We start from the raw sequence: 19,751 nt of genomic DNA on the forward strand, positions 1-19,751 counted from the left end.
CTTGCTCGCGAAAGCGGTGTGTCAGTCAACACATGTATCGACTGACACACCGCNTTCGCGAGCAAGCCCGCTCCCACAGGGGGAATTGTGGTGTGACGGAGGTATTTAATTTTTAAATACCGCTGCGGACTATCTGATTTGCGGCCTCCAGGTCTCACGCGCCTAATCGGCTCCTTGTTATTGAAGGCCCGATTGATGGAAAACGTTCGCACAACCTCCCGCCCTGCCCTCTGGCTGATGGTCAGTATTGTCCTCGTCGCCCTGAACCTGCGTCCGTCGATGGCGGCCGTCGGGCCTTTGCTGTCGGCCATTCGCGGGGACATCCCGTTGAGTTTCAGCCTGGCCTCGCTGCTGACCATGTTGCCGGTCATGGCCATGGGGCTGGCGATGTTCTTCGGCCTGAGCGTCAGCCAACGCCTTGGCGAACAGCGCACAGTGGTGATTTCGCTGATGATCATTGGCCTGGCCACGGTCTTGCGGCTGTTCGTGGACTCGGCCGCCGAACTGATCCTCAGCGCCATGCTGGCCGGCGTGGGCATTGCGATGATCCAGGCCGTGATGCCGGCGCTGATCAAATCGCGGTTCAGCGATAACGTTTCGCTGTTCATGGGCCTCTATGTGACGTCGATCATGGGCGGAGCGGCGATAGCGGCCTCGTTTGCGCCCCTGGTGATGGCCCGCACCGGCAGTTGGCGCGTGGGGCTGGCAATCTGGGCCGCGCTGGCCCTGGTGGCATTGCTGTTCTGGCCCCTCGGGCGGCCGGGGACATCAACGGCACCGGCACCGGCACCGGCACCACGCAACACATCGTTCTTCACTCATTCCCGCGCCTGGTTACTCGCCCTCTTCTTCGGTTTGGGCACTGCGTCCTACACCTGTGTGCTGGCTTGGCTGGCGCCGTACTACGTGGAAAAGGGNTGGAGCGAACAGAGCGCCGGTTTGCTGCTGGGGTTCTTGACCGCGATGGAAGTGGTGTCCGGGCTGGTGACCCCCGCCATCGCCAACCGCAGCCGTGACCGACGCCTGGTGCTGGTGGTGTTGCTGGCGCTGATCATGGCCGGTTTCTGTGGGCTTATCCTCAGCCCGCAACACTTCAGCCTGCTATGGCCGTGCCTGTTGGGGCTGGGCATCGGCGGCCTGTTCCCGATGAGCCTGATTGTGTCGCTGGATCACCTCGACAACCCGCAACGCGCCGGCGGGCTGACGGCCTTCGTACAAGGCATCGGCTACCTGATCGCCGGCCTCTCGCCGCTGATGGCCGGGATGGTCCGCGATCAGTCGGGCAGCTTCGAATCGGCCTGGTGGTGCCTGACCGGTGTCATGGCGCTGATGATCCTGATGGCCCTGCGTTTCAATCCGCGGCATTACGCCAGGCAATTTCCTGCCGCTGCCTGAGCACGCTGTTCAGCACCTTACCGCGCAGTGCCTGCCACCGGTCATGGGTAAAGGCCTTCGGCCATGTTTTGTGGGATTAAATTCATAAGTCGTGTTCGTAACATTTTCTGTCCCACAACTGACTGTGAAACGTCCTACGGGGCATTCTCCTGGCACCATCGTTCCGTTAGGATCGTTCGCACACGTTTGCGCACAGTCAGCGCAAGGAGCACAGCGAGACCGAATGGATGCTGAACAGTAACTTGCTTAGAAAGCTCGATATGCAGGACTTGATGGTGTTTATCGCCGTCTACGACCAGAGCAGCGTTACCGAGGTGTCTGAAACGTTGTTCGTCAGCCAGTCCACCGTGAGCTACAGCCTGAAGAAACTGCGCACCAGTTTTGAAGACGAGTTATTCATCAATACCCGCACGGGTATGCGCCCCACCTACAAAGCCAGCACCATGTACACCCATGTGCTGAAGATCCTCGAAAGCATCAACCTCTGCCACGCCGGCGCCCAGTCGTTCGACCCGACCTTGCAACCGGTCACGTTCAATATCTGCGCCCCGGAATACTTCGAGCAGTTGATCCTGCCGCGCCTGTTGAAGAACTTCGACCANGCCGACCTGCCGGTGATGGTCAACATGCACAAGTTCGAAACCGACATCCCCGCCGAAGACCTGCGCGATGGCAGCCTCGACCTGGTGATTTGTTTCGGCCCCCATCTTCATCGCAGCCACAGCGACCTCAAATCCCGGTTGTTGCTGGAAGATGATCTGGTCTGCGTCTTTGACAAGCGCGCCACGCCACTGGAACCCCGTTTAAGCCTGAAGGCTTTTGTCGAACGCCGGCATGTGTTTCCGACGCCGTGGACATCCACCACCAACATGGTCGATGGCTGGCTGGCGCAACAGGCGCACAAACGGCAAATTATCGCGCGCTCCAACAGCTACAGCGCGGCGCTGAAAATGATCACCGGCACCGACTTCATCCTGACGTTGCCCCGCCGTATCCAGCAATTGCTGGCCAACGAGGCGATCTTCAATCACTGCGAAGCGCCCAACGGCTTGCCGGGTTTCACCCTGGACATGCAGTGGAGTCAAAGCGTCGATCAGGACAGCGCCAACACCTGGCTGCGCGAGCAAGTGATCAAAGCCTGCGCCGAGCAGGAAATGGCCTGAAACTCAGTGGCCAATGGCGGTCTTGGTGTAGGACTCACGGTCGATGTCGAGGATCTCCACGCACAACTGGACTTCAACCCCTGTCGGCCATTCACACAGTTCCTGCACCACGGCCAGCAGGCTATCGGACAACTGCTTTTTGATCTGCGGCGGGCGACCGCTCAGCAGCGCCAGCTTCACATGCACAAACGCCCTTTCCCCCATCGCCGTGCCGACCTTGAACGTCGCGACCTTCACCGCACGGCTCTTGATATCGAACTCCGCAGCAAACTGACCGGAAGCCACCAAGGCATTATTGAGCCGGATCAACGCCACGTCGGCGTTCAGGCCGGGCAGGTTGGCGGTGTATTCCATGTGCAGGTGGGGCATGGTCTGGCTCCTGGTAGTGTGCAGAAAGGTCTTACATATAACACAGCGTCGTCTGACTCATTTGGGCAGCGGCAACTCCGGGCGCTCACTCATGAACGCCTCCAGCCGCGCACGCAACCAGCGTTCGGCCGGGTCGGTATCGACGTGGCTGAGCCAGACCATGGACAAGTCCAGCGTCGGGGTCTTGAACGGAAAGGGTTCCTTGAATAGATGGCCGGACGCGGCCATCGCCTCGGCCGCGTAATCCGGCAGGCTGGCGATCAGGTCGGTGCCGGCNAGCAACGCCGGCAGCGCGCTGTACTGCGGCACGGACAACACCACATGGCGCTTGCGACCAATCTCCGCCAGCCATTCATCGGCAAACCCGGACACGTTGGCGGTGTGGGACACCAGTACATGCGGGCGGGCGCAATATTCGTCGAGGGTCAGCGGTTTGTCCGAAGCATCGGCGCGCAAAATGCTCGGCTGGATGTGCCGCAACAACTTGCGCTTGGCGTTGGCTGGCAGGCCGCGGGTCTGGCTGATGCCGACCGTGATATCGCCGGAGGCCAGCAAGTCGGGAATGCGCCAGTAATCGACATGCTGAACCACGAACACCACCTTCGGCGCTTCCTGGCGCAAGGCGCGCAGCAGTGGTGGCAGCAGGCCGAACTCGACGTCATCCGACAGCCCGATGCGAAAGGTCATGGTGCTGCTGGCCGGGTCAAAATCGTGGGTCAGGCTCAAGGCCGACGACAGGGAATCGAGCGCCGGCGACAGGTGCAGGATAATTTCCTCGGCCCGCGCCGTCGGCTCCATGCGATGGCCGACCCGAATGAACAGCGGATCGTTGAACANNGTGCGCAAACGGTTGAGGGCCGAGCTGATGGTGGGCTGGCCGAGAAACAGCTTCTCCGCCACACGCGTCACATTGCGCTCGAGCATCAGNGTTTCGAACACCACCATCAGGTTGATGTCAGCCTTGCGCAGTTCGTTGCGATTCATTCCTTGCCCCCGTTCCTCAACACTGCAGGCAGTGTAGAAAGACCTTGGGGCCGGCGTCTATCCGCATGGGCGCCGTGTACGGGTGAATCACTGCACGGTCAGCGACTTCAACCCCAGGCCCATGACGCGCTGATCATCCCCCAGCCCCAGTTGTTTCAAACTGCAGTTGCAACCTGACGACACCCTGACTCGACACCCGTTGTTGCATCTCGGCCGTAAGGGGAATATCGATCACATTGCCATCGGCCTGTTCAAGTTGGGTATTCGTTGCCGGCAGGCCGTTGATGCTGATGCCGACACGTTGACGCCCATGGCCGGGAGGTAGAAACGCCGTGGTCTCCAGGCGCAAGGAATGCACGGGCGCCAGGGGCCGGAACATGACTTCAGCGTCCGGGCCTTTGGACCAGACACCCCAGGGTTCAGTCTCGGACCAGCCCTTGGCCAGCAACGCGCCGCCCTTGTTGCCGTAAGTGAACAGCGTCTTTTGTCCGGGTTCGAGGGCGGGTACCAGGTCCAGCGGATTGATTTGCGAGGTCGCCTGCAAGCAGGTGCCGCACTGCTTCCAGCCTGGAGCCAGCACCGTGAAGCCGTCAATCCGGGCGAAGAGATCCGTTTGGGTATTAATGTTTCTCACCGACTGGATCAACGCACGCTCATCGAGCAGGTACAACGAGTCGGCGTCATATTTACCCGACGCCATTTCCCGGGCCGTCTGCTGCTCGGATTCGATCCAGTTGGCCGTGTCCATCCGCCCCAGGTAAACGGCATTGGTCGCCAGACCGTGGGCGCCGGCAAAATCAGCCACCGACATCCACTTCGGGGACAGATTCTGCGGAACGATCCAGCGAATGTTCTTGTAATGGGCTGCCGCGCTTTCCCAGAACGGATCGACCATGGGCGACGCCCACTTCGACGCCGGTTCCATCATCAATTGCTTGCGCACCCCTGCCCAGCCGGCGTGGGTGTCCACCATCTGTATCAGCAACGCCAGCGACAGCAGGCAAAAGGCCGTGCGCGGCGTGTTGGCGCGAATGACCAGGAAAATGATGGCGAAGATGATCGCGTAGTACACCGGCCAGAACATTCGCCCCGAGGCGCGGAAGATGTTGGCGATGGAAATCACCACGGGCGGCAGCGGATAGGTGAACTCGAGCAAGCCCAACGCCACATGATTTGAAATGGCGAACACCGTCAGCCCAATCAGCGCCAACAGCAAAAAGGGTCGCCGCCGCACCTGTTGCCCGAAGCCGGTATTGCCTTGCAGTAAACCGACCACGGCATAGAGGCCCAGCGTGATCAGGCCAAGTCCCAGAAAGACAAACCCTTCGCCGTCACCGAACCCTTGGACACCGGGCAGATCCTTCAGCACATAGGACCAGTTCCCCGAGTCGATCAGTGACAGCAGGTTCATGCCGTAGATGCCAAAACCGCCTGAGATCGCGCCTTCGGTGCCGACCGAAAAATACCCGGCTTGCCAGCAGCAAAAGCTGACCAGTGAAAACAGTGCAAGTAACTCGATCAAGGCAGAGCGCAGCGTCAGTTTCTTCTTGAAATACCCGGCCGCCAGATCGGCGATCCAGATCAGTGCAACCATCGCCAGAAAGTACGCGTGGACCAACGCGACCGTCGCCAGCAATGCGCCCCAGGCCAGGCGTCGACGACGCAGTTGCGGATGCAGGGCCAGGTAAAACGAAGCCAGCAGCAGAAAATGCCCGCCCAGGGACAAATGAAAGGGCATGCGCATGAGCATTGGCGGAACAAAGAGCAACAACGCCGTACTTACGGCACGCACACCCACATGCGACGACATCAGCCCCACTACCTTCCAGGCAAACCACGCCTGCAGGACGAAGCAGGTCAGTAACCAGAGGCCGAAGTATTGAAACGTCTCGGGGAGCCATGCACTGAAGGGTTTGAACAGCAAAGCCAATAGCGGATTGGAGTCAGAGAAGATGATCGCGTTGCCCAGTTCCAACCCGTAGGCAGGGTTCAGCCCGAGCGGAAATGTCCATGGAGCGTGTCGGAAAAACGCCCAGCCCAAATAATGAGTCGCCGGGTCACCGCTTTCCAGCCAGGCAATGTTTTGCGGGTCCAGCGCGCGTGGCCCGATCACCATGAGAAACGACACAACGCCCATTAACAGTGGCAGCCATGCGACCACCCACTGTTTGCCTGAAGCCTTCATCGATACGTCCAGAAGTTATGCAATACAAAGGTGAAGGCCGGAAGGGTCAGCGCCACCGCGCCAATCCCCAGCAAATAATGCAGCCCGGCCATTTGCGCAGCCCAGGCCACCAGCATCGCCAGCAGGAAACCGGCAGCGGAAACCATCATGAAGCGCAGCAGCGTCCGGCCATGCAACCGGGCGGAAAAGCTCCAGGTGGTATTGATCAGGTAAGACACCACGGTCGCCACGGCGAATGCCGCGCCATTGGCCAAGGGCGGCAGAGGCAGCACGTAATGGATAAACAACACGGCCACCAGCGCATGCAGGGCCGTGACGAACAGCCCGGTCACGGCAAAACGCAGGCCACGCTGGATCAAGGCGGATTTTTCAGCTGACGTCACGGCTTCTGCGCCAGGACAAACACCGTCAACCCGGCCAGACGATTCGCGCCCATGAAGGGCAGTTCGACGCTGCACAGCGTCTTCAAAACCGTATTCACCAGTGGATGGTGCTGCTTGAGTTGCGAGCGTGGTGGCGACGGTTGTGCACCCTTGGGCAACAAACGCAGGGTGGCGGCAATCGGGAACACCAGACCGAAGTAGTACGCGCCCTGCTTCACGCTCAGGCCGGCGTCCCGAGCCACCGTTTCCAGCTGCGGCAAGGTATAGCGGCGCCTGTGTTCCAGGAACTCGTCGTGCCCGCTCCAGAGAAACTGGAACGCCGGCACCGTCATCAGGAAACGGCTGCCGGAGGGGACTTTATCGACGTAAGCCTTGAGCAACCCGACGTCGTCGTCGACATGCTCCAGCACGTCCATCAGCAGCACCAGATCGGCGTCCGCCGAGTCGATGCCGCGACGGTAATGCACCGGTTTACCGGCGGTGGTGACGTCCGAATCATCGTCGTAACTGATGTCGACGCACCAGGCTTCTCGGGCCGCCGAATGCGTCAGCAAATGGTGGGAAAAGAACCCCGAGCCTGCGCCCACGTCGAGAATCCTTGTGAACGGCGTGTTACCCAGCATTCGCGTGGTGGCCGCTGCTTTCGAGGCGTAATACCAGTGCTGATCGATGCTTGAACCGAGGATGTCGGTTTCCTTGAGATCCATGGTTCAGTCCTTGGGGTCGTAGACACGCCGCACCAAGTACACCGGGCGGCGTTTTGACTCGATATACGTCCGGCCCAGGTATTCACCCAGCACGCCGATACCGATCAATTGCAGGCCGCCCAGAAACGTGACGGCGACCATCAGCGAGGCATAACCCGGCAAATCGACACCGGAGATCAAGGTTCGCAAGATGATGAAAATGGCGAACGAGAACGAGATCAGCGAGACAAACAGCCCCAGATAGGTCCAGATGCGCAGCGGTTCGGTGCTGAAACTGGTGATGCCTTCCAGCGCAAAGTTCCACAACCGCCAGCCGTTGAACTTGCTCGCCCCCGCCACCCGTTCAAGGCGCTCGTAGTTCACGTGAGTGGTGCGAAACCCGACCCAGGCAAACAGGCCTTTCATGAAGCGCCGGGACTCGGGCAGGGTTTGCAGGGCATCCACCACACAACGGTCCATCAGCCGAAAATCACCGACGTTTTCCGGCAGGTGTTGCTCAGCGATTTTGTTGTGCAGGCGGTAGAACCAGTTGGCCGAGGTTTGCTTGGCCCAGGAGTCGGTCTTGCGACTCACACGATGCCCCAGCACCACTTCATAGCCTTCACGCCAAAGGGCGATCATCTCGAGGATGACTTCTGGCGGGTCCTGCAAATCGACATCGATCGGCACCACCACCTGGCCGGTGGCGGTCTGCAAGCCGGCGGTCAGGGCCGCTTCCTTGCCGAAATTGCGGCTCAGATCGACGATGCGCAGGCGCGTATCGGTCTGTTGACGTTCCAGCAGCAGGTCGAGCGTGGTGTCGGTGCTGCCGTCGTTGACGAACACCATTTCCAGACCGATCAGCGTTTCATCCTTGAAGACGTCAGTGATCCGCGCGATGAACAAATCAATGGTCGCCGCTTCATTTAACACCGGGATCACCAGCGAAAGCTGCACATGCCCGGTCAGTTGCGTTCCGTGCTGATGAGTCAATTGATTGCTCTTTTTTATAGTGATTTTTCTACAATCCGAGATCGCCGACAGCTGCTCGACGCCATGAGCCGTGTCGTATTAAGCAGGACCAAGGGAGGTGATGCAAGGGCGAAACTGCGGGGGTTTTGGCCAGTCGCACCGGCCCGGTTGCGCCGGCTGAAATATTTTCAAATGCCTGGAAACAAATGCCTGATGGCCAAAAAACCCAGCTCCGCTAGGCTTGCCCCCGATGCGGCACACAGGTTGTCGCAATGACCCATCGCATGGAGCGAGCAGAATGTATTTCGAGATTTACAGGCAATCCAAAGGCACGCCGAGCACCGGTAAAGGACAATGGCGCTGGCGCTTGAGGGCGGGGAACCACGAGACGATCGCCAGTGGCGAATCGTATGTGAACAAGGCGGATTGCCTGCATGCCATCGGGTTGATCAAAGGGGTTGAGGGTGAAACGCCGGTGAAGGAGATCTAAACCTGAGGACACTGCCGAAACTGTTCAGGCTATGAACAGCTTCGGCAGTTTTCGTTTTTTGGGTTGGGCTTTCGGGACCCATCGCGGGCAAGCCCGCTCCCACAGGTTTTGTGTCGGTCACATTATCGCGATGGACACAAAACCCTGTGGGAGCGGGCTTGCCCGCGATAGGGCCAGTGAGTTCACCTCCAAGCCCTGGCCAAAAGCCTTTTTTAACCAGGCAATGGATACAACGCCTCATCAAACTGCGACAACCGCGGAAACTGCATCGGCCGGTCATCACTCAGATGCTCCAGACGCTGCTGATAACTTTGCAGGAATCCCTTGCGCGCTTCATCACTGATGTAAGGCACATGCCAGGCCACGAATGGCTCCAGCACNTCATACCCGACATACGCCAACGTACCGCGCAGGATCGGCCGCAACATATCCTCCAGCGGACCATGAATCGCGCCATCACCGAACATATGCTCACGGCCGCCCAAGGTGACGGTAACCAGCGCCTTCTTGCCGCTCAACCCGCCCTGATCGTAAAAACGCTTGCCGCCGTAGCAGATACCCGACACCAGCACCCGATCAATCCAGCCCTTGAGCATGGCCGGGGCCGAGAACCAGAAAATCGGGAAGTTCAGGATCAGCAAGTCGGCCCACAACAGCTTGTCGAGTTCTTGCTGGATGTCCGGCGCCAGCGATTGGCTCTTCACCCCCAGGCGTTGCTCCAGTGCATACACCAGGTACTCGGGATTCTCCCGCGAGGAAAAGTCATCGGCGCTGGCCACCGGGTTCCAGTTCATGGCGTACAGGTCGCTGACCCGGACCTCATGCCCCTGGGCCTCAAGGGTCGCCACCGCCTGGTCACGCAGGGCAGCGGTAAAGGATTTCGGCTCCGGGTGAGCGTGGACAATCAAAACTTTCATGGCAATTCCCTAAACGTTTACAGGTTTTGTATGGGCGGACGATAACGGTGCGCAGATCGTTTGAATCGCCAAAGGTCACACCTGGATCGCCTTCACTTCCACGAATTCGTTGAGCCCTTCTTCTCCCCATTCCCGGCCATTGCCCGATTGTTTGTAGCCCCCGAACGGCGCCTGATAATTGAACGCCGCGCCGTTGAGAAAGCACTGCCCGGCGCGCAACTGCCGCCCAAGCTGCAAAGCGCGTTTGGTGCTGCCGGCCCAGACACCGCTAGACAAGCCGAACGGCGAATCGTTGGCGATCTGAATCGCTTGCGCTTCATCGGCGTAGGGAATCAGGCACAGCACCGGGCCGAAGATTTCTTCCTGGGCGATGCGCATGCGGTTGTCGACATCGGCGAACAGCGTAGGGCTGACGTAATAGCCGCGCTCGAATTCGAGCGCGGTGTCACCACCACACAGCAGCCGCGCGCCTTCCTGCTGGCCGACCTGAATGTAGTCAAGCACGGTGCGCCGTTGCGCCGCCGAACACATCGGCCCGAGGAAACTCTGCGGGTCCAGCGGATCGCCCATGCGCAGGCTTTGGGTTTCGGCAATCGCCAGTTCCACGGCCTCGGCGTAACGACTGGCGGGCAGCAACATGCGGGTCAACGCGGTGCAGGTCTGCCCGGAGTTGATCATCACGTCCTGCACGCCGTAGCGCACGGCGGCGGCCAGGTCCGCGTCTTCGGCAATCAACAGCGCTGACTTTCCGCCCAGTTCCAGGCACACACGCTTCACCGAAGGCGCCGCCGCTTGTGCCACGCGAACCCCGGCACCAGTGGAGCCGGTGAACGACACCATGTCCACGTCCGGGTGTTTGGCCAGCGCTTCGCCGACCTTCGAACCCGGACCGCTGACCAGGTTGAACACCCCCGCCGGCAAGCCGATCGCTTCGATTATCTGCGCCAGCAAAAACGCGTGGAGCGGAGTTTCCTGACTCGGTTTGACCACCACGGTGCAACCGGCTGCCAACGCCGGCGCGAGCTTGCCAATCAGTTGATGCAGCGGGTAGTTCCACGGGTTGATGAAAGCGCAGACACCGACCGCCTCGCGGATGACCAGCGAATTGCCGACCTCGCGCACTTCATCCATCAAGCCGGCGAGTTCGACGTATTGCTCCAGGCCGATGATGGGTCCGTCAACCTGCACCGAACGGCACCATTGCACCGGCATCCCCAACTCAGTGGTGATGACCGCTGCCATCTCGTCGGCCCGCGCACGTAACTGCTCGGCGAGCGCACGCAGGTAACCGGCGCGAACACTCGACGGCGTTCGCGACCATGAACCGAAGGCCCGGCGCGCCGCAGCCACCGCATTGTCGACATCGCGCTCATCGCCCAGCGGCACCGAACCTGCGACCTCTTCAGTGGCCGGGTTGATGACCTCGGCGATGCCCTGCCCCGACGGGGTTTGCCAGCGGCCATCGATAAACAGCGTCTTGTGGTTATGCATAGACTTGGGCTTCCATCAGTTCAGTGGCGCAACGAGTAATTCGCTGGCAGGCGTCACGCAACGGCGCCGCCCCCAGCACCAGTCCCAGGCGAATGTGCCCGGCAGCGCTCGGGCCGAACGCTTCGCCGGCCAACACCGAGACGCCGTGGCGATCAAGCAGGCGGTCGGCGAACGCCTGGGCGCTGAGCCCGGTGTCGCGGATATCGACCATCACGAACATCCCGCCATCGGGTTTCAAGGCCCGCACGCCGGGACAATCGGCCAGGCAGTCGCAGACCAGATCGCGACGTTGGCGATAGGCTTCGCGCATGGCTTCCAGTTCCGGCAAGTGGCTTTCGAGTGCGACGACGGCGGCGTCCTGCACGAAATCCGGCAAACCGTAGAGCATGCACAGCGCGAGGTTTTCCAGGTGTTCGGCCAAGGCGGGCGGTGCGATTGACCAGCCGATGCGCCAGCCGGTCATGGCGTGGGATTTCGACAGGCTGTTGAGCGTCGCGGTGCGCTCGGCCATGCCCGGCAAACTCGCCGGGCTGATGTGTTCGCCGTCGAACAGCAACTCGCTGTAGACCTCATCGGAAATCAGCCACAGGTCGTGAGTGATGCACAGCTGCGCCAGCGCCTGCCACGTGCCACGGGACAAACTGGCGCCCGACGGGTTATGCGGACTGTTGAGCGCGAGCGCCCGAGTGCGCGGGGTGATGCGTGCAGCGACGTCTTCGGGCAACACCCGAAAGCCGTTTTCAGAACGCACCGGCACCGGAATCACCACCGCACCACAGGCACCGAACACCGCTTCATAGGTGACGTACATCGGTTCGGCGACGATCACCTCGTCGCCCGGATTCAGTACGCACTGAGCCACGCAGAACAACGCGCATTGCGCCCCGGCGAGCACGGTGACCTGCTCCGCCGAGACGTGCTGGCCACTGCGTTTCCCGTAATGTTTTGCGATGCTTTCACGCAGTGCGCGTTTACCGCGCACATCGGCGTAGTGGGTGTTGCCGGACAACAGGCTGTCGATGGCTGCCTGCACAATCGGCACCGGGGTGTCGAAATCCGGGTCGCCGACTGACAACAGCAGGATGTCCTCACCCTGCTCTTGCAGCGCCAGTGCGCGGTAATGAATGTCCCAGGCGGCAGCGCCGTCACCAGCGATGCGTTGCGTCAGATCGGAGAAGCGCATGGCGGTATCCCTATTGTAAAAATGGCGTCAGAGCGCGCACGCATGCTTGAGCTCGATCAGGGTCACGCCGTTGCGCTTGAAGCCGTGGCGCAGATCGGTTTGCAGCTCGGCCAGGCTTTGCGGCTCGGTCACCGTGCAACCGAACGCGCGGCCAAGGGCGGCAAAGTCCGGGTTGCGCGGCAGCACACCGATGGGTTCGATATCCAGGCTCAGCATGTCGTCGCGGATCTGGCCAAGGGCGTCGTTATTCCACAACAGCACCACCAACGGGCTGTCCAGNTCCTCGACGGCGGTGGCCAGTTCNTGCGCGGTGTAGAGGAAACCGCCGTCNCCCACTAACACCAGGCCGGGGCGCAGCGGCGCACCGAACTTGGCGCCGATGCCGGCGGGAAAGCCATAGCCCAAGGTGCCGTAGCCGGTGGGGTGCAACCAGCTGCGCGGGGCGCGGCTTGGGTAAGCGTAGTTGCCGGTGTAGGCCAGTTGGGTCATGTCGGTGCTGATGAAGGCATCGTCCGGCAGCTCGGCGGCGATACGTTCGAGAATCGCTTGATGGATCGACTGCAACGGGCCGTGGCTGTTTCTCACCGCTTCACGCAGTGCTGCGACAGACGCGATCGCTGAACTGGCATCGCGGTTGGCGGGCGACAGACGCTCCAGCAACGCGGCTAGGGTGTGTTGCGCATCGCCTTGCAGCGCCACCGCGCACGGGTAGAAATCGTTGAATTTGCGCGGGTCGATGTCCACGCGCAGCAGTTCGGCATTCAGCGGCAGACGCTCGCGCCAGAAATCGGTGTCGGCCATTTCGGTGCCGACCGCCAGCACCACGTCGGCCTCGGCGATGAGTTGCCAGCCCGGCTCTACGCACAGGGTCGAGCCGGCATTGAGCGGTGCATCCGGCGGCAACAGGCCTTTGCCGGCGACACTGGTGAACAGCGGCGCGGCGAGTCGGGTGCTGAGTTCATGCACTTGCCGCTGCGCATTCAATGCGCCACCACCGGCGATGATCATCGGTCGTTTGGCGCTTTGCAGTTTGGCGACAGCCTGATCCAGCGCCGTGGCTGCCGGCACGCCACGGCTTGGGCGACGCACCACTTCATTACTCCAGTCGCGGCTGACTTTTGCCGACAGCACGTCCAGCGGCACCGAAATATGCACCGGCCGTGGCCGCTCGCTGTCGAACACCGCGTAGGCACGGGCGATCAGCTCGGGCAGATCCTCGGCACTCAANGCCACCGCCGAGAACGCGGTGATCGGCGCGGTGATTGCACGCTGATCCTGGGTTTCGTGCAGACACCCCCAACCTTTGCCGAGACTGGCGGTGNAGTTGACGCTGGAGATCACCAGCATCGCAATGGAATCGGCATAGGCCTGGCCGATGGCGGTTGCGGCATTGGTGACGCCAGGGCCGGTGATGACAAAGCACACGCCGGGTTTACCACTGACTCGTGCATAGCCGTCGGCCATAAAACCGGCGCCCTGTTCGTGGCGCGTGAGCACGTGGCGAATGCCGCTGCCGGGCAGGCCGCGATACAGTTCCAGCGTGTGTACGCCGGGGATTCCGAACACGGTGTCGACGCCGTAGTTGGCCAGCAGGCGTACCAGGGCCTGGCCGCCGGTCAATATTGTGCTTTGCATGTTCACTTCCTCACTCGTGGCCGAGGCGAATCAACGCATCGACCGCAGTCGTGCCATCGGCACCGACCAACAATGGGTTCACATCGAGTTCCAGCAACCGTTCGGCATTGGCACAGGCGTAGTCGGCCACCGCGCGAATCGCCGAGACCAACGCGTCCATATCCGCCACCTCACGCCCGCGAAAACCTTGCAGCAAAGCGGCGCTGCGCAGGCTGAGCAACGCGTTGCCAATCGCCTCGTCAGTGGTGGGCAGCAACAGGCTGCGGCTGTCCTTGAGCAGTTCCACCAGGATGCCACCGGCGCCAATCACCAGGGCCAGGCCGAAGTCGTTTTCGCGTTTGATACCGACGATCAGCTCGGCCAACGGCGGCTTGGCCATGGGCTCCAGCAGCACGTGATCGAACGGCACGTGCGGCGCGTAATCGGCGATGCTGGCGCGCATTTTTTCCAGGGCGGCGCTCAGGGCGGCGCCGTCCTTGAGGTTCAACGCCACGGCGCCGGCTTCGGTTTTGTGCGGCAGTTGGGAGCTGACCGCTTTCAATACCAACGGATAACCCAGCGCGTTGGCGTCGCTCAATGCCTCGTCCGGGGTGCTCAATACGCCGTTGGGCGTCTGCAGGCCGAAGGCGCGCAACGCTTTTTTCGAATCCCATTCATTGAGCAAGCGACCTTCGCCTTCCAACGCCTGAGGGCAGTGCGGCACCAGCGCCGATTCACCGAGCGCCAGCAACGCCTGACGGTTACGCTGATAACCCGCGATTCGGCCCCACGCCGCCAGCCCGTCTTCGACCCCTTGCAACGCCGCCACACCTTGGGCATGCAGACGTTCGCGAGCGTGGGCCGGCAGCAACTCCGGGAAGGCCGAGGTGACAAAACCCGTCTTGCCGTGGCGGATAAGGGCAGCACAGAACAGCTCCAGCAGCAGGTCGCATTCCTTGCGCTCGCCGGTAAATTCGGCCGGGTAATCCAGCACCAGCATGGCCGCATCGGCTTCGGTGCGCAGGGCGCTGTCGAGCATGNTATGGAGTGCTTCACGGTCGCCCCAGATNGCCGTGGTGAAATCCAATGGGTTGACCAGATTGGCGTAGCTGGGCAGCACCTGCGCCAGTTCAGCACGCTGGCCTGCGTCAAGTTTCGGCAGGGCCAGATNGTTGCGCTCGGCGTAATCGGCAATCAGCCCAGCATCACCACCGGAACAGGCCAGCGCGATCAGGCGATTTCCTGCCGGCAGGTTGCCGCACGCCGCCGCCTTCAAGGTTTCGACAAAACTCACCGGCCCGCTCACCCGGATCACGCCCAGACGTGCAAACAAGCTGTCGTACAGCGCATCGGAGCCGGACAGCGAGCTGGTGTGACTCAGCGCCAGTTCGGCACCGATCTGCGACACGCCGGTTTTCAGGGCAATGATCGGAATGCCCTTCTCCAATGCCTTGTGCGCGGCNCGGGCAAAACCCGGCACATTTTTCAGGCCTTCCAGGTGCAGGCCGATGGCGGTAACGCGCGGTTCGTCGAGCAACACGTCCATCAATTCGGCCACGCCCAGTTGTGCCTGGTTACCCACTGAAGCCATGTAGGCGACCGGCAATGAGCGGTCGCTCATCGACAGGTTGTAGGCAAAGTTGCCGCTCTGGGTCAGTACCGCGACGCCCTTCTCGACCGTCTTGCCGCCATGGGCCACCGGCCACAATGCCGAGTTGTGCAGGTAGTCCAACAGGCCGTAGCAGTTGGGGCCGAGCAAGGCCATGTCGCCTGCCACTTCTAGCAACTGCTGTTGCAAGGCTGCNCCCTCGGCACCGGTTTCGGCGAACCCGGAGGCATAGCAGATTGCCCCGCCTGCGCCTTTGGCAGCCAGTTCGGCAACGCAGGTCAGGGTCAGCTCGCGGTTGGTCGCGATGAACACCGCGTCCGGGCCGCACGGCAGTTCGGCGATGCTGCGCACACACGGCACGCCTTCAAGGCTGTCGTGCTGCGGATTGACCAGCCACATCTCGCCAAGGTAGCCGCCGTCGGCGCAGCGCTTGAGCGCGCGGGCCATGCTGCGGCCACCGATAAACGCCAGGTGGCGCGGTGCGAGCAAGCGTTTGAGGTTGTCACGAATCGTCTGCGACATAGCCATTCTCCGGGCCGGTTAGCGCAACAATGGCCGCAGCAATTCGCGGGAAATGATGTGGCGCTGGATCTCCGAGGTGCCTTCCCAGACGCGCTCGATCCGCGCGTTGCGCCAGATGCGTTCCACCGGGCATTCGTCCATCAGGCCCATGCCGCCAAAGATCTGCACCGCCTCATCGGCGACCTTGCCCAGGGTTTCGCTGGCAAACAATTTGGCCATGCCGGCCTCGCCGTCGGTCATGCGGCCCTGGTCCATCTTCCAGGCAGTGTGCAGGGTCAACAACTCGGCAGCGCGAATCTGCGTGGCCATGTCCGCCAGCTTGAAACTCACGCCTTGATAGGTACCGATGGGCTGGCCGAACTGCTTGCGATCCGCCGCCCATTGCAGCGATACGTCCAGCGCCCGTTGCGCCTGGCCGACGCAGTTGGCGGCGACCATTACCCGCCCGGCGGTGAGCCAGGCGTTGGCCACGTCCCAGCCCTTGCCGACTTCGCCGAGCACCTTGGACGCCGGGACGCGGCAGTCGTCGAAGAACATCTCATAGGTGTGATAGCCGCGGTTGCTGACGCACTTGGGACCACGGCGAATGGTCATGCCCGGCGTGTCGCGGTCGACCAGGAACGAGGTCACGGCGTTGCGCTGTTTGCCGTTGTGTTCATAGGTGTCGGTCACGGCAAACACGATGGCGAAATCGGCGTGCCCCGCATGGCTGATAAAGTGCTTGCTGCCGTTGATCACGAAGTCATCGCCGCTGCGCACGGCACGGGTCTTGATGGCGTTGGCATCCGAGCCGGCACCCGGCTCGGTCAGCGCGAAGCAGTCGATTTTCTTGCCCTGCACGCAGGGCAACAAGTAGTCCTCAATCTGTGCGCCAGTGCAGGCCATGAGGATTTTCGAGGGGCGCGCGACAAACACATGCAGTGCCCACGACACCTTGGACAACTCCCGTTCGATCAGCGCCTGGGACAGGTAATCGAGGCCGCCACCACCGACCTCTTCGGGCATGTTGAAGGCATAGAAACCAGCAGCGATGGCCTTGTCACGNATCTGCGCAGCAAGCGCCGGCGAGACCTCATCGGCGCGGTCCACCGCCGCCTCATGGGGCAGCAATTCCTTGATCACAAAACTGCGTACCGCGTCCACCAACATGTCTTGTTCTTGGGTCAGTTGGAAATTCATGGGGCTACCTGTTGTTCATGTGCTGAGTAGGTGTACGGGGCCAACCGACGGGCCTATTGGCCGCTGAAGTGTGCCGGGCGTTTTTCGATGGCGGCGCGCAAGGCTTCGGCGCCGTCTTTGCTGCGACCGCAAAGCAGGCCGGCGGCGAGCTCGGCTTGCAGTTGCTCCGGGAGGCTGCGCTGGGCGCCTTCGCGCATGAGTTTTTTGGTCTGGGCGAAAGCGAACGTCGGACCGTTGGCCATGCGCGTGGCCAATTCAGTGGTCACGTCGTGCAGTTGATCATCGGCGCAGACTTCGCCGACGAGACCGGCCGCCAAGGCACGATCAGCCCCCCACAACTCGTCGAGGAACAGCAGGCGCTTGGCTTGTTCGCTGCCGATCAGGCGCGGTAAGTGCCAACTGGCACCGGCATCCGGCGAGTAAGCCAGGCTGGTGTAGCCGGCCTTGAAGCGTGCCGACTGCGCGGCGATGCGCAGGTCGCAACACAAGGTGAGGTCCATGCCGGCGCCGACGGCAGTGCCGTTGATCGCAGCAAGAGTGGGTTTGTCGAGGGTGTGCAGGCGGGTCATCAGGGCGTGGGCGGTTTCGGTCCAGCCGTAGGTTTCCAGGGCGCCACGGGCTTCGGCTTCGGCCCATTCGGCGAGATCCGCGCCGGAGCAGAAACTGCGGCCGCTGCCGGTCAGCACGACAACCCGAACGGCGGGATCGGCGTTGTACTCATCGAGCAAGGCGTGCAGGTTTTTCAGGGTCGGAATGTCCAGCGCATTACGCTGAGCGGGGCGATCGAGGGTGATCCAGGCCACGCCGGCTTTTACCTGGCAGAGCAGAGAAATGTGAGTAGTCATGCGAATCCTCGAATTATTGTGTTTGGCGTGAGGTGATGCGACTTGAGGCCATACTAAACGAGTGTTCAGTAAGACGGCAATTGGCAGGGAAATAGGCTGTAACAACGCCATTTACTTAATAACCAATTGATTTTATTGAATTAATTCTCCGCATCCGCCTTTGCAGCGACTGCACTGTTACAACTTTGCACAACTGCGTGCCGCATCGCCGNNNTGACGGAATTCGGTTCAACATCTCTGTTGACCGATCCACCGTCATCGCGAGCAGGCTCGCTCCCACATGGTTTTGTCTTGGGGTGTGCGGTTACGCCGTCGGCAAGCTCGCTGCCAGCACCGCCTGGCGCTTGCGTTGAGTCAGGAAATACGCGGCATAGCACACCGCGATAAACCCGAAGCCCCAATACAACGAAGGGCGCTGCGTTTCATCCAATGCCAGGAAAACGAACAGCGAACAGCACAACGCAATGCACGTCAGCGGCAACAACGGGAACCACGGCGCGCGGTATTTCAAGTCGCTGAGCTTGCCGCCATCGCGCAGGTAAGCCTTGCGGAATTTGTACTGCGCCAGTGCGATCACGATCCAGGTCACGGTGCCCGACATGCCGCTCACCGCCATCAGCACCATGAACAGCGTGTCCGCCGCGACGAAACTGGTCATCAACGACACCAGCGCGAAGCACAAGGTGATGCTCAGCGCCCGCAACGGCACGCCACGCTTGCTCAACGGCGACAGGCTTTTCGGCGCCATGCCGGTCTTCGACATCGCCCACAGAATGCGCGTCGAGGCATACAGGCCGGAGTTGCCCACCGACAGAATCGCCGTAAGAATCACGAAGTTCATCAAGTCAGCCGCATAAGGAATGCCGACCATGTCGAACACCTGCACGAACGGACTTTCCATCAACCCGGCCTGCTGCCACGGCACGATTGCCGACAGCACCACGATCGCCAGCACATAGAAAATCAACACGCGAAACACCACGTTGCGCACGGCACGCGGGATGCTTTTTTCCGGCTGGTCGGTTTCGCCGGCGGCCACGCCCATGATCTCGCAGCCCTGGAAAGCGTAGACCACGGTCATCATCACCGCGAACACCGCAGACAGACCATTCGGGAACAATGAATCGCCGATCAAGTTGGACGCCATCGGCGCCGGTGCGCCGCTGGTCAGCGGGATGGCGCCGAAAATCACCAGCACACCGACCACGATAAAACCGAGAATCGCCGCGACTTTGATCCCGGAGAACCAGTATTCCGCTTCACCAAAAGCACGTGTCGCCAACGCATTCAGGCCGAACAGCACCACCACGAACAGCGCCGACCAGTACCAGATCGGAATGGTTGGAAACCAGCGTTCCATCAGCATGCCTGCCGCCGTGAACTCCAGGCCCACAGTGGTCGCCCAACTCATCCAGTACACCCAGCCGATCATGAACCCGGTGGCCGGCCCGATGTATTTAGTGGCATGGGTTTGAAAAGAGCCGGAAACCGGCATGTGCACGGACAGTTCGCCCAGGCACACCATCACCAGGTACATCAGGAAACCGGCGACCAGGTAGGCCAGAATCGCCCCCACCGGCCCGCCCTGATTGATCGTCAAGCCAGAGCCCATAAACAGCCCGGTGCCAATCACGCCGCCCAGGGACAACATGAAAATGTGCCGGCTCTTCAGGGCGCGGGTCAGATGGATGCCTTTGCGTTCGGTAGCTTCGCTCATATCGGCACCTCAATAATCAGCAAGGTGCGCGTGGCGCAAGGATGGAT

General features: G+C 61.2%; 17 protein-coding genes. 3 read left to right on the forward strand and 14 right to left on the reverse strand.

Annotated elements, in window-relative coordinates; translation table 11 throughout:
• Positions 1 to 195: 195 nt before the first annotated feature.
• Together B7L09_RS09645 and B7L09_RS09650 are read left to right on the forward strand one after the other, a co-directional pair.
• A complete protein-coding gene (locus B7L09_RS09645; RefSeq protein WP_094468638.1) occupies positions 196 to 1,395 on the forward strand; it encodes a cyanate transporter in 1,200 nt (399 codons plus the stop codon).
• A gap of 227 nt (positions 1,396 to 1,622) precedes the next feature.
• Positions 1,623 to 2,558 carry a LysR family transcriptional regulator gene (locus tag B7L09_RS09650; RefSeq protein ID WP_094468639.1) on the forward strand — a complete coding sequence of 312 codons (936 nt, stop codon included), beginning with the start codon at positions 1,623 to 1,625 and terminating at the stop codon, positions 2,556 to 2,558.
• 3 nt (positions 2,559 to 2,561) lie between these two features.
• On the opposite strand, the gene B7L09_RS09655 is transcribed toward B7L09_RS09650, so the two are convergent.
• The 6 genes from B7L09_RS09655 to B7L09_RS09680 form a co-directional block, all read right to left on the reverse strand.
• Positions 2,562 to 2,927 carry a 5-carboxymethyl-2-hydroxymuconate Delta-isomerase gene (locus tag B7L09_RS09655; protein ID WP_094468640.1) on the reverse strand — a complete coding sequence of 122 codons (366 nt, stop codon included), beginning with the start codon at positions 2,925 to 2,927 and terminating at the stop codon, positions 2,562 to 2,564.
• 57 nt (positions 2,928 to 2,984) lie between these two features.
• Positions 2,985 to 3,911 carry a LysR substrate-binding domain-containing protein gene (locus tag B7L09_RS09660; protein ID WP_094468641.1) on the reverse strand — a complete coding sequence of 309 codons (927 nt, stop codon included), beginning with the start codon at positions 3,909 to 3,911 and terminating at the stop codon, positions 2,985 to 2,987.
• Between the two features lie 133 nt (positions 3,912 to 4,044).
• The gene (locus tag B7L09_RS09665; RefSeq protein WP_368073895.1) at positions 4,045 to 6,096 is read right to left on the reverse strand and encodes a DUF6311 domain-containing protein; all 2,052 of its coding nucleotides are present in this window, start codon (positions 6,094 to 6,096) and stop codon (positions 4,045 to 4,047) included.
• Entirely contained in the window at positions 6,093 to 6,479 is a 387-nt protein-coding gene (locus B7L09_RS09670; RefSeq protein ID WP_094468642.1) for a GtrA family protein, read from the reverse strand. The genes B7L09_RS09665 and B7L09_RS09670 overlap by 4 nt, the downstream gene beginning before the upstream one ends.
• On the reverse strand, positions 6,476 to 7,186 hold the full coding sequence (locus B7L09_RS09675; protein WP_094468643.1) for a class I SAM-dependent methyltransferase: 711 nt from the start codon (positions 7,184 to 7,186) through the stop codon (positions 6,476 to 6,478). The genes B7L09_RS09670 and B7L09_RS09675 overlap by 4 nt, the downstream gene beginning before the upstream one ends.
• Before the next feature lie 3 nt (positions 7,187 to 7,189).
• Entirely contained in the window at positions 7,190 to 8,158 is a 969-nt protein-coding gene (locus B7L09_RS09680) for a glycosyltransferase family 2 protein (RefSeq protein ID WP_094468644.1), read from the reverse strand.
• 277 nt (positions 8,159 to 8,435) lie between these two features.
• Between B7L09_RS09680 and B7L09_RS09685 the strand changes: the two genes are divergently transcribed.
• Positions 8,436 to 8,627, forward strand: a complete 192-nt coding sequence (locus B7L09_RS09685) for a YegP family protein (RefSeq protein ID WP_010462174.1) — start codon at positions 8,436 to 8,438, stop codon at positions 8,625 to 8,627.
• A gap of 212 nt (positions 8,628 to 8,839) precedes the next feature.
• Here B7L09_RS09685 and B7L09_RS09690 read toward each other — a convergent pair whose 3' ends face one another.
• The 8 genes from B7L09_RS09690 to B7L09_RS09725 form a co-directional block, all read right to left on the reverse strand.
• Positions 8,840 to 9,544 carry an NAD(P)H-dependent oxidoreductase gene (locus tag B7L09_RS09690; RefSeq protein ID WP_094468645.1) on the reverse strand — a complete coding sequence of 235 codons (705 nt, stop codon included), beginning with the start codon at positions 9,542 to 9,544 and terminating at the stop codon, positions 8,840 to 8,842.
• Positions 9,545 to 9,619: 75 nt separating this feature from the next.
• The gene (locus B7L09_RS09695) at positions 9,620 to 11,035 is read right to left on the reverse strand and encodes an aldehyde dehydrogenase family protein (RefSeq protein WP_094468646.1); all 1,416 of its coding nucleotides are present in this window, start codon (positions 11,033 to 11,035) and stop codon (positions 9,620 to 9,622) included.
• The gene (locus B7L09_RS09700) at positions 11,028 to 12,218 is read right to left on the reverse strand and encodes a pyridoxal phosphate-dependent aminotransferase (RefSeq protein WP_094468647.1); all 1,191 of its coding nucleotides are present in this window, start codon (positions 12,216 to 12,218) and stop codon (positions 11,028 to 11,030) included. Before B7L09_RS09700 ends, B7L09_RS09695 begins: the two co-directional genes overlap by 8 nt.
• Positions 12,219 to 12,245: 27 nt before the next feature.
• Positions 12,246 to 13,853, reverse strand: a complete 1,608-nt coding sequence (locus tag B7L09_RS09705; RefSeq protein WP_094468648.1) for a 5-guanidino-2-oxopentanoate decarboxylase — start codon at positions 13,851 to 13,853, stop codon at positions 12,246 to 12,248.
• Positions 13,854 to 13,863: 10 nt separating this feature from the next.
• Positions 13,864 to 15,963 (reverse strand): acetate--CoA ligase family protein, encoded by a 2,100-nt coding sequence (locus tag B7L09_RS09710; protein WP_094468649.1) that lies wholly within the window; start codon positions 15,961 to 15,963, stop codon positions 13,864 to 13,866.
• 18 nt (positions 15,964 to 15,981) lie between these two features.
• Complete coding sequence (locus B7L09_RS09715; protein ID WP_094468650.1) at positions 15,982 to 17,142, reverse strand: acyl-CoA dehydrogenase family protein; 1,161 nt, start codon at positions 17,140 to 17,142, stop codon at positions 15,982 to 15,984.
• A gap of 53 nt (positions 17,143 to 17,195) precedes the next feature.
• Positions 17,196 to 17,987: an enoyl-CoA hydratase/isomerase family protein gene (locus tag B7L09_RS09720; protein ID WP_094468651.1), complete on the reverse strand. Its 792-nt coding sequence runs from the start codon at positions 17,985 to 17,987 to the stop codon at positions 17,196 to 17,198.
• 304 nt (positions 17,988 to 18,291) lie between these two features.
• Positions 18,292 to 19,704 (reverse strand): amino acid permease, encoded by a 1,413-nt coding sequence (locus B7L09_RS09725; protein WP_094468652.1) that lies wholly within the window; start codon positions 19,702 to 19,704, stop codon positions 18,292 to 18,294.
• Between the last annotated feature and the right edge of the window lie 47 nt (positions 19,705 to 19,751).

Source organism: Pseudomonas mandelii (assembly GCF_002251635.1).
Lineage (GTDB): Bacteria > Pseudomonadota > Gammaproteobacteria > Pseudomonadales > Pseudomonadaceae > Aquipseudomonas > Aquipseudomonas mandelii_B.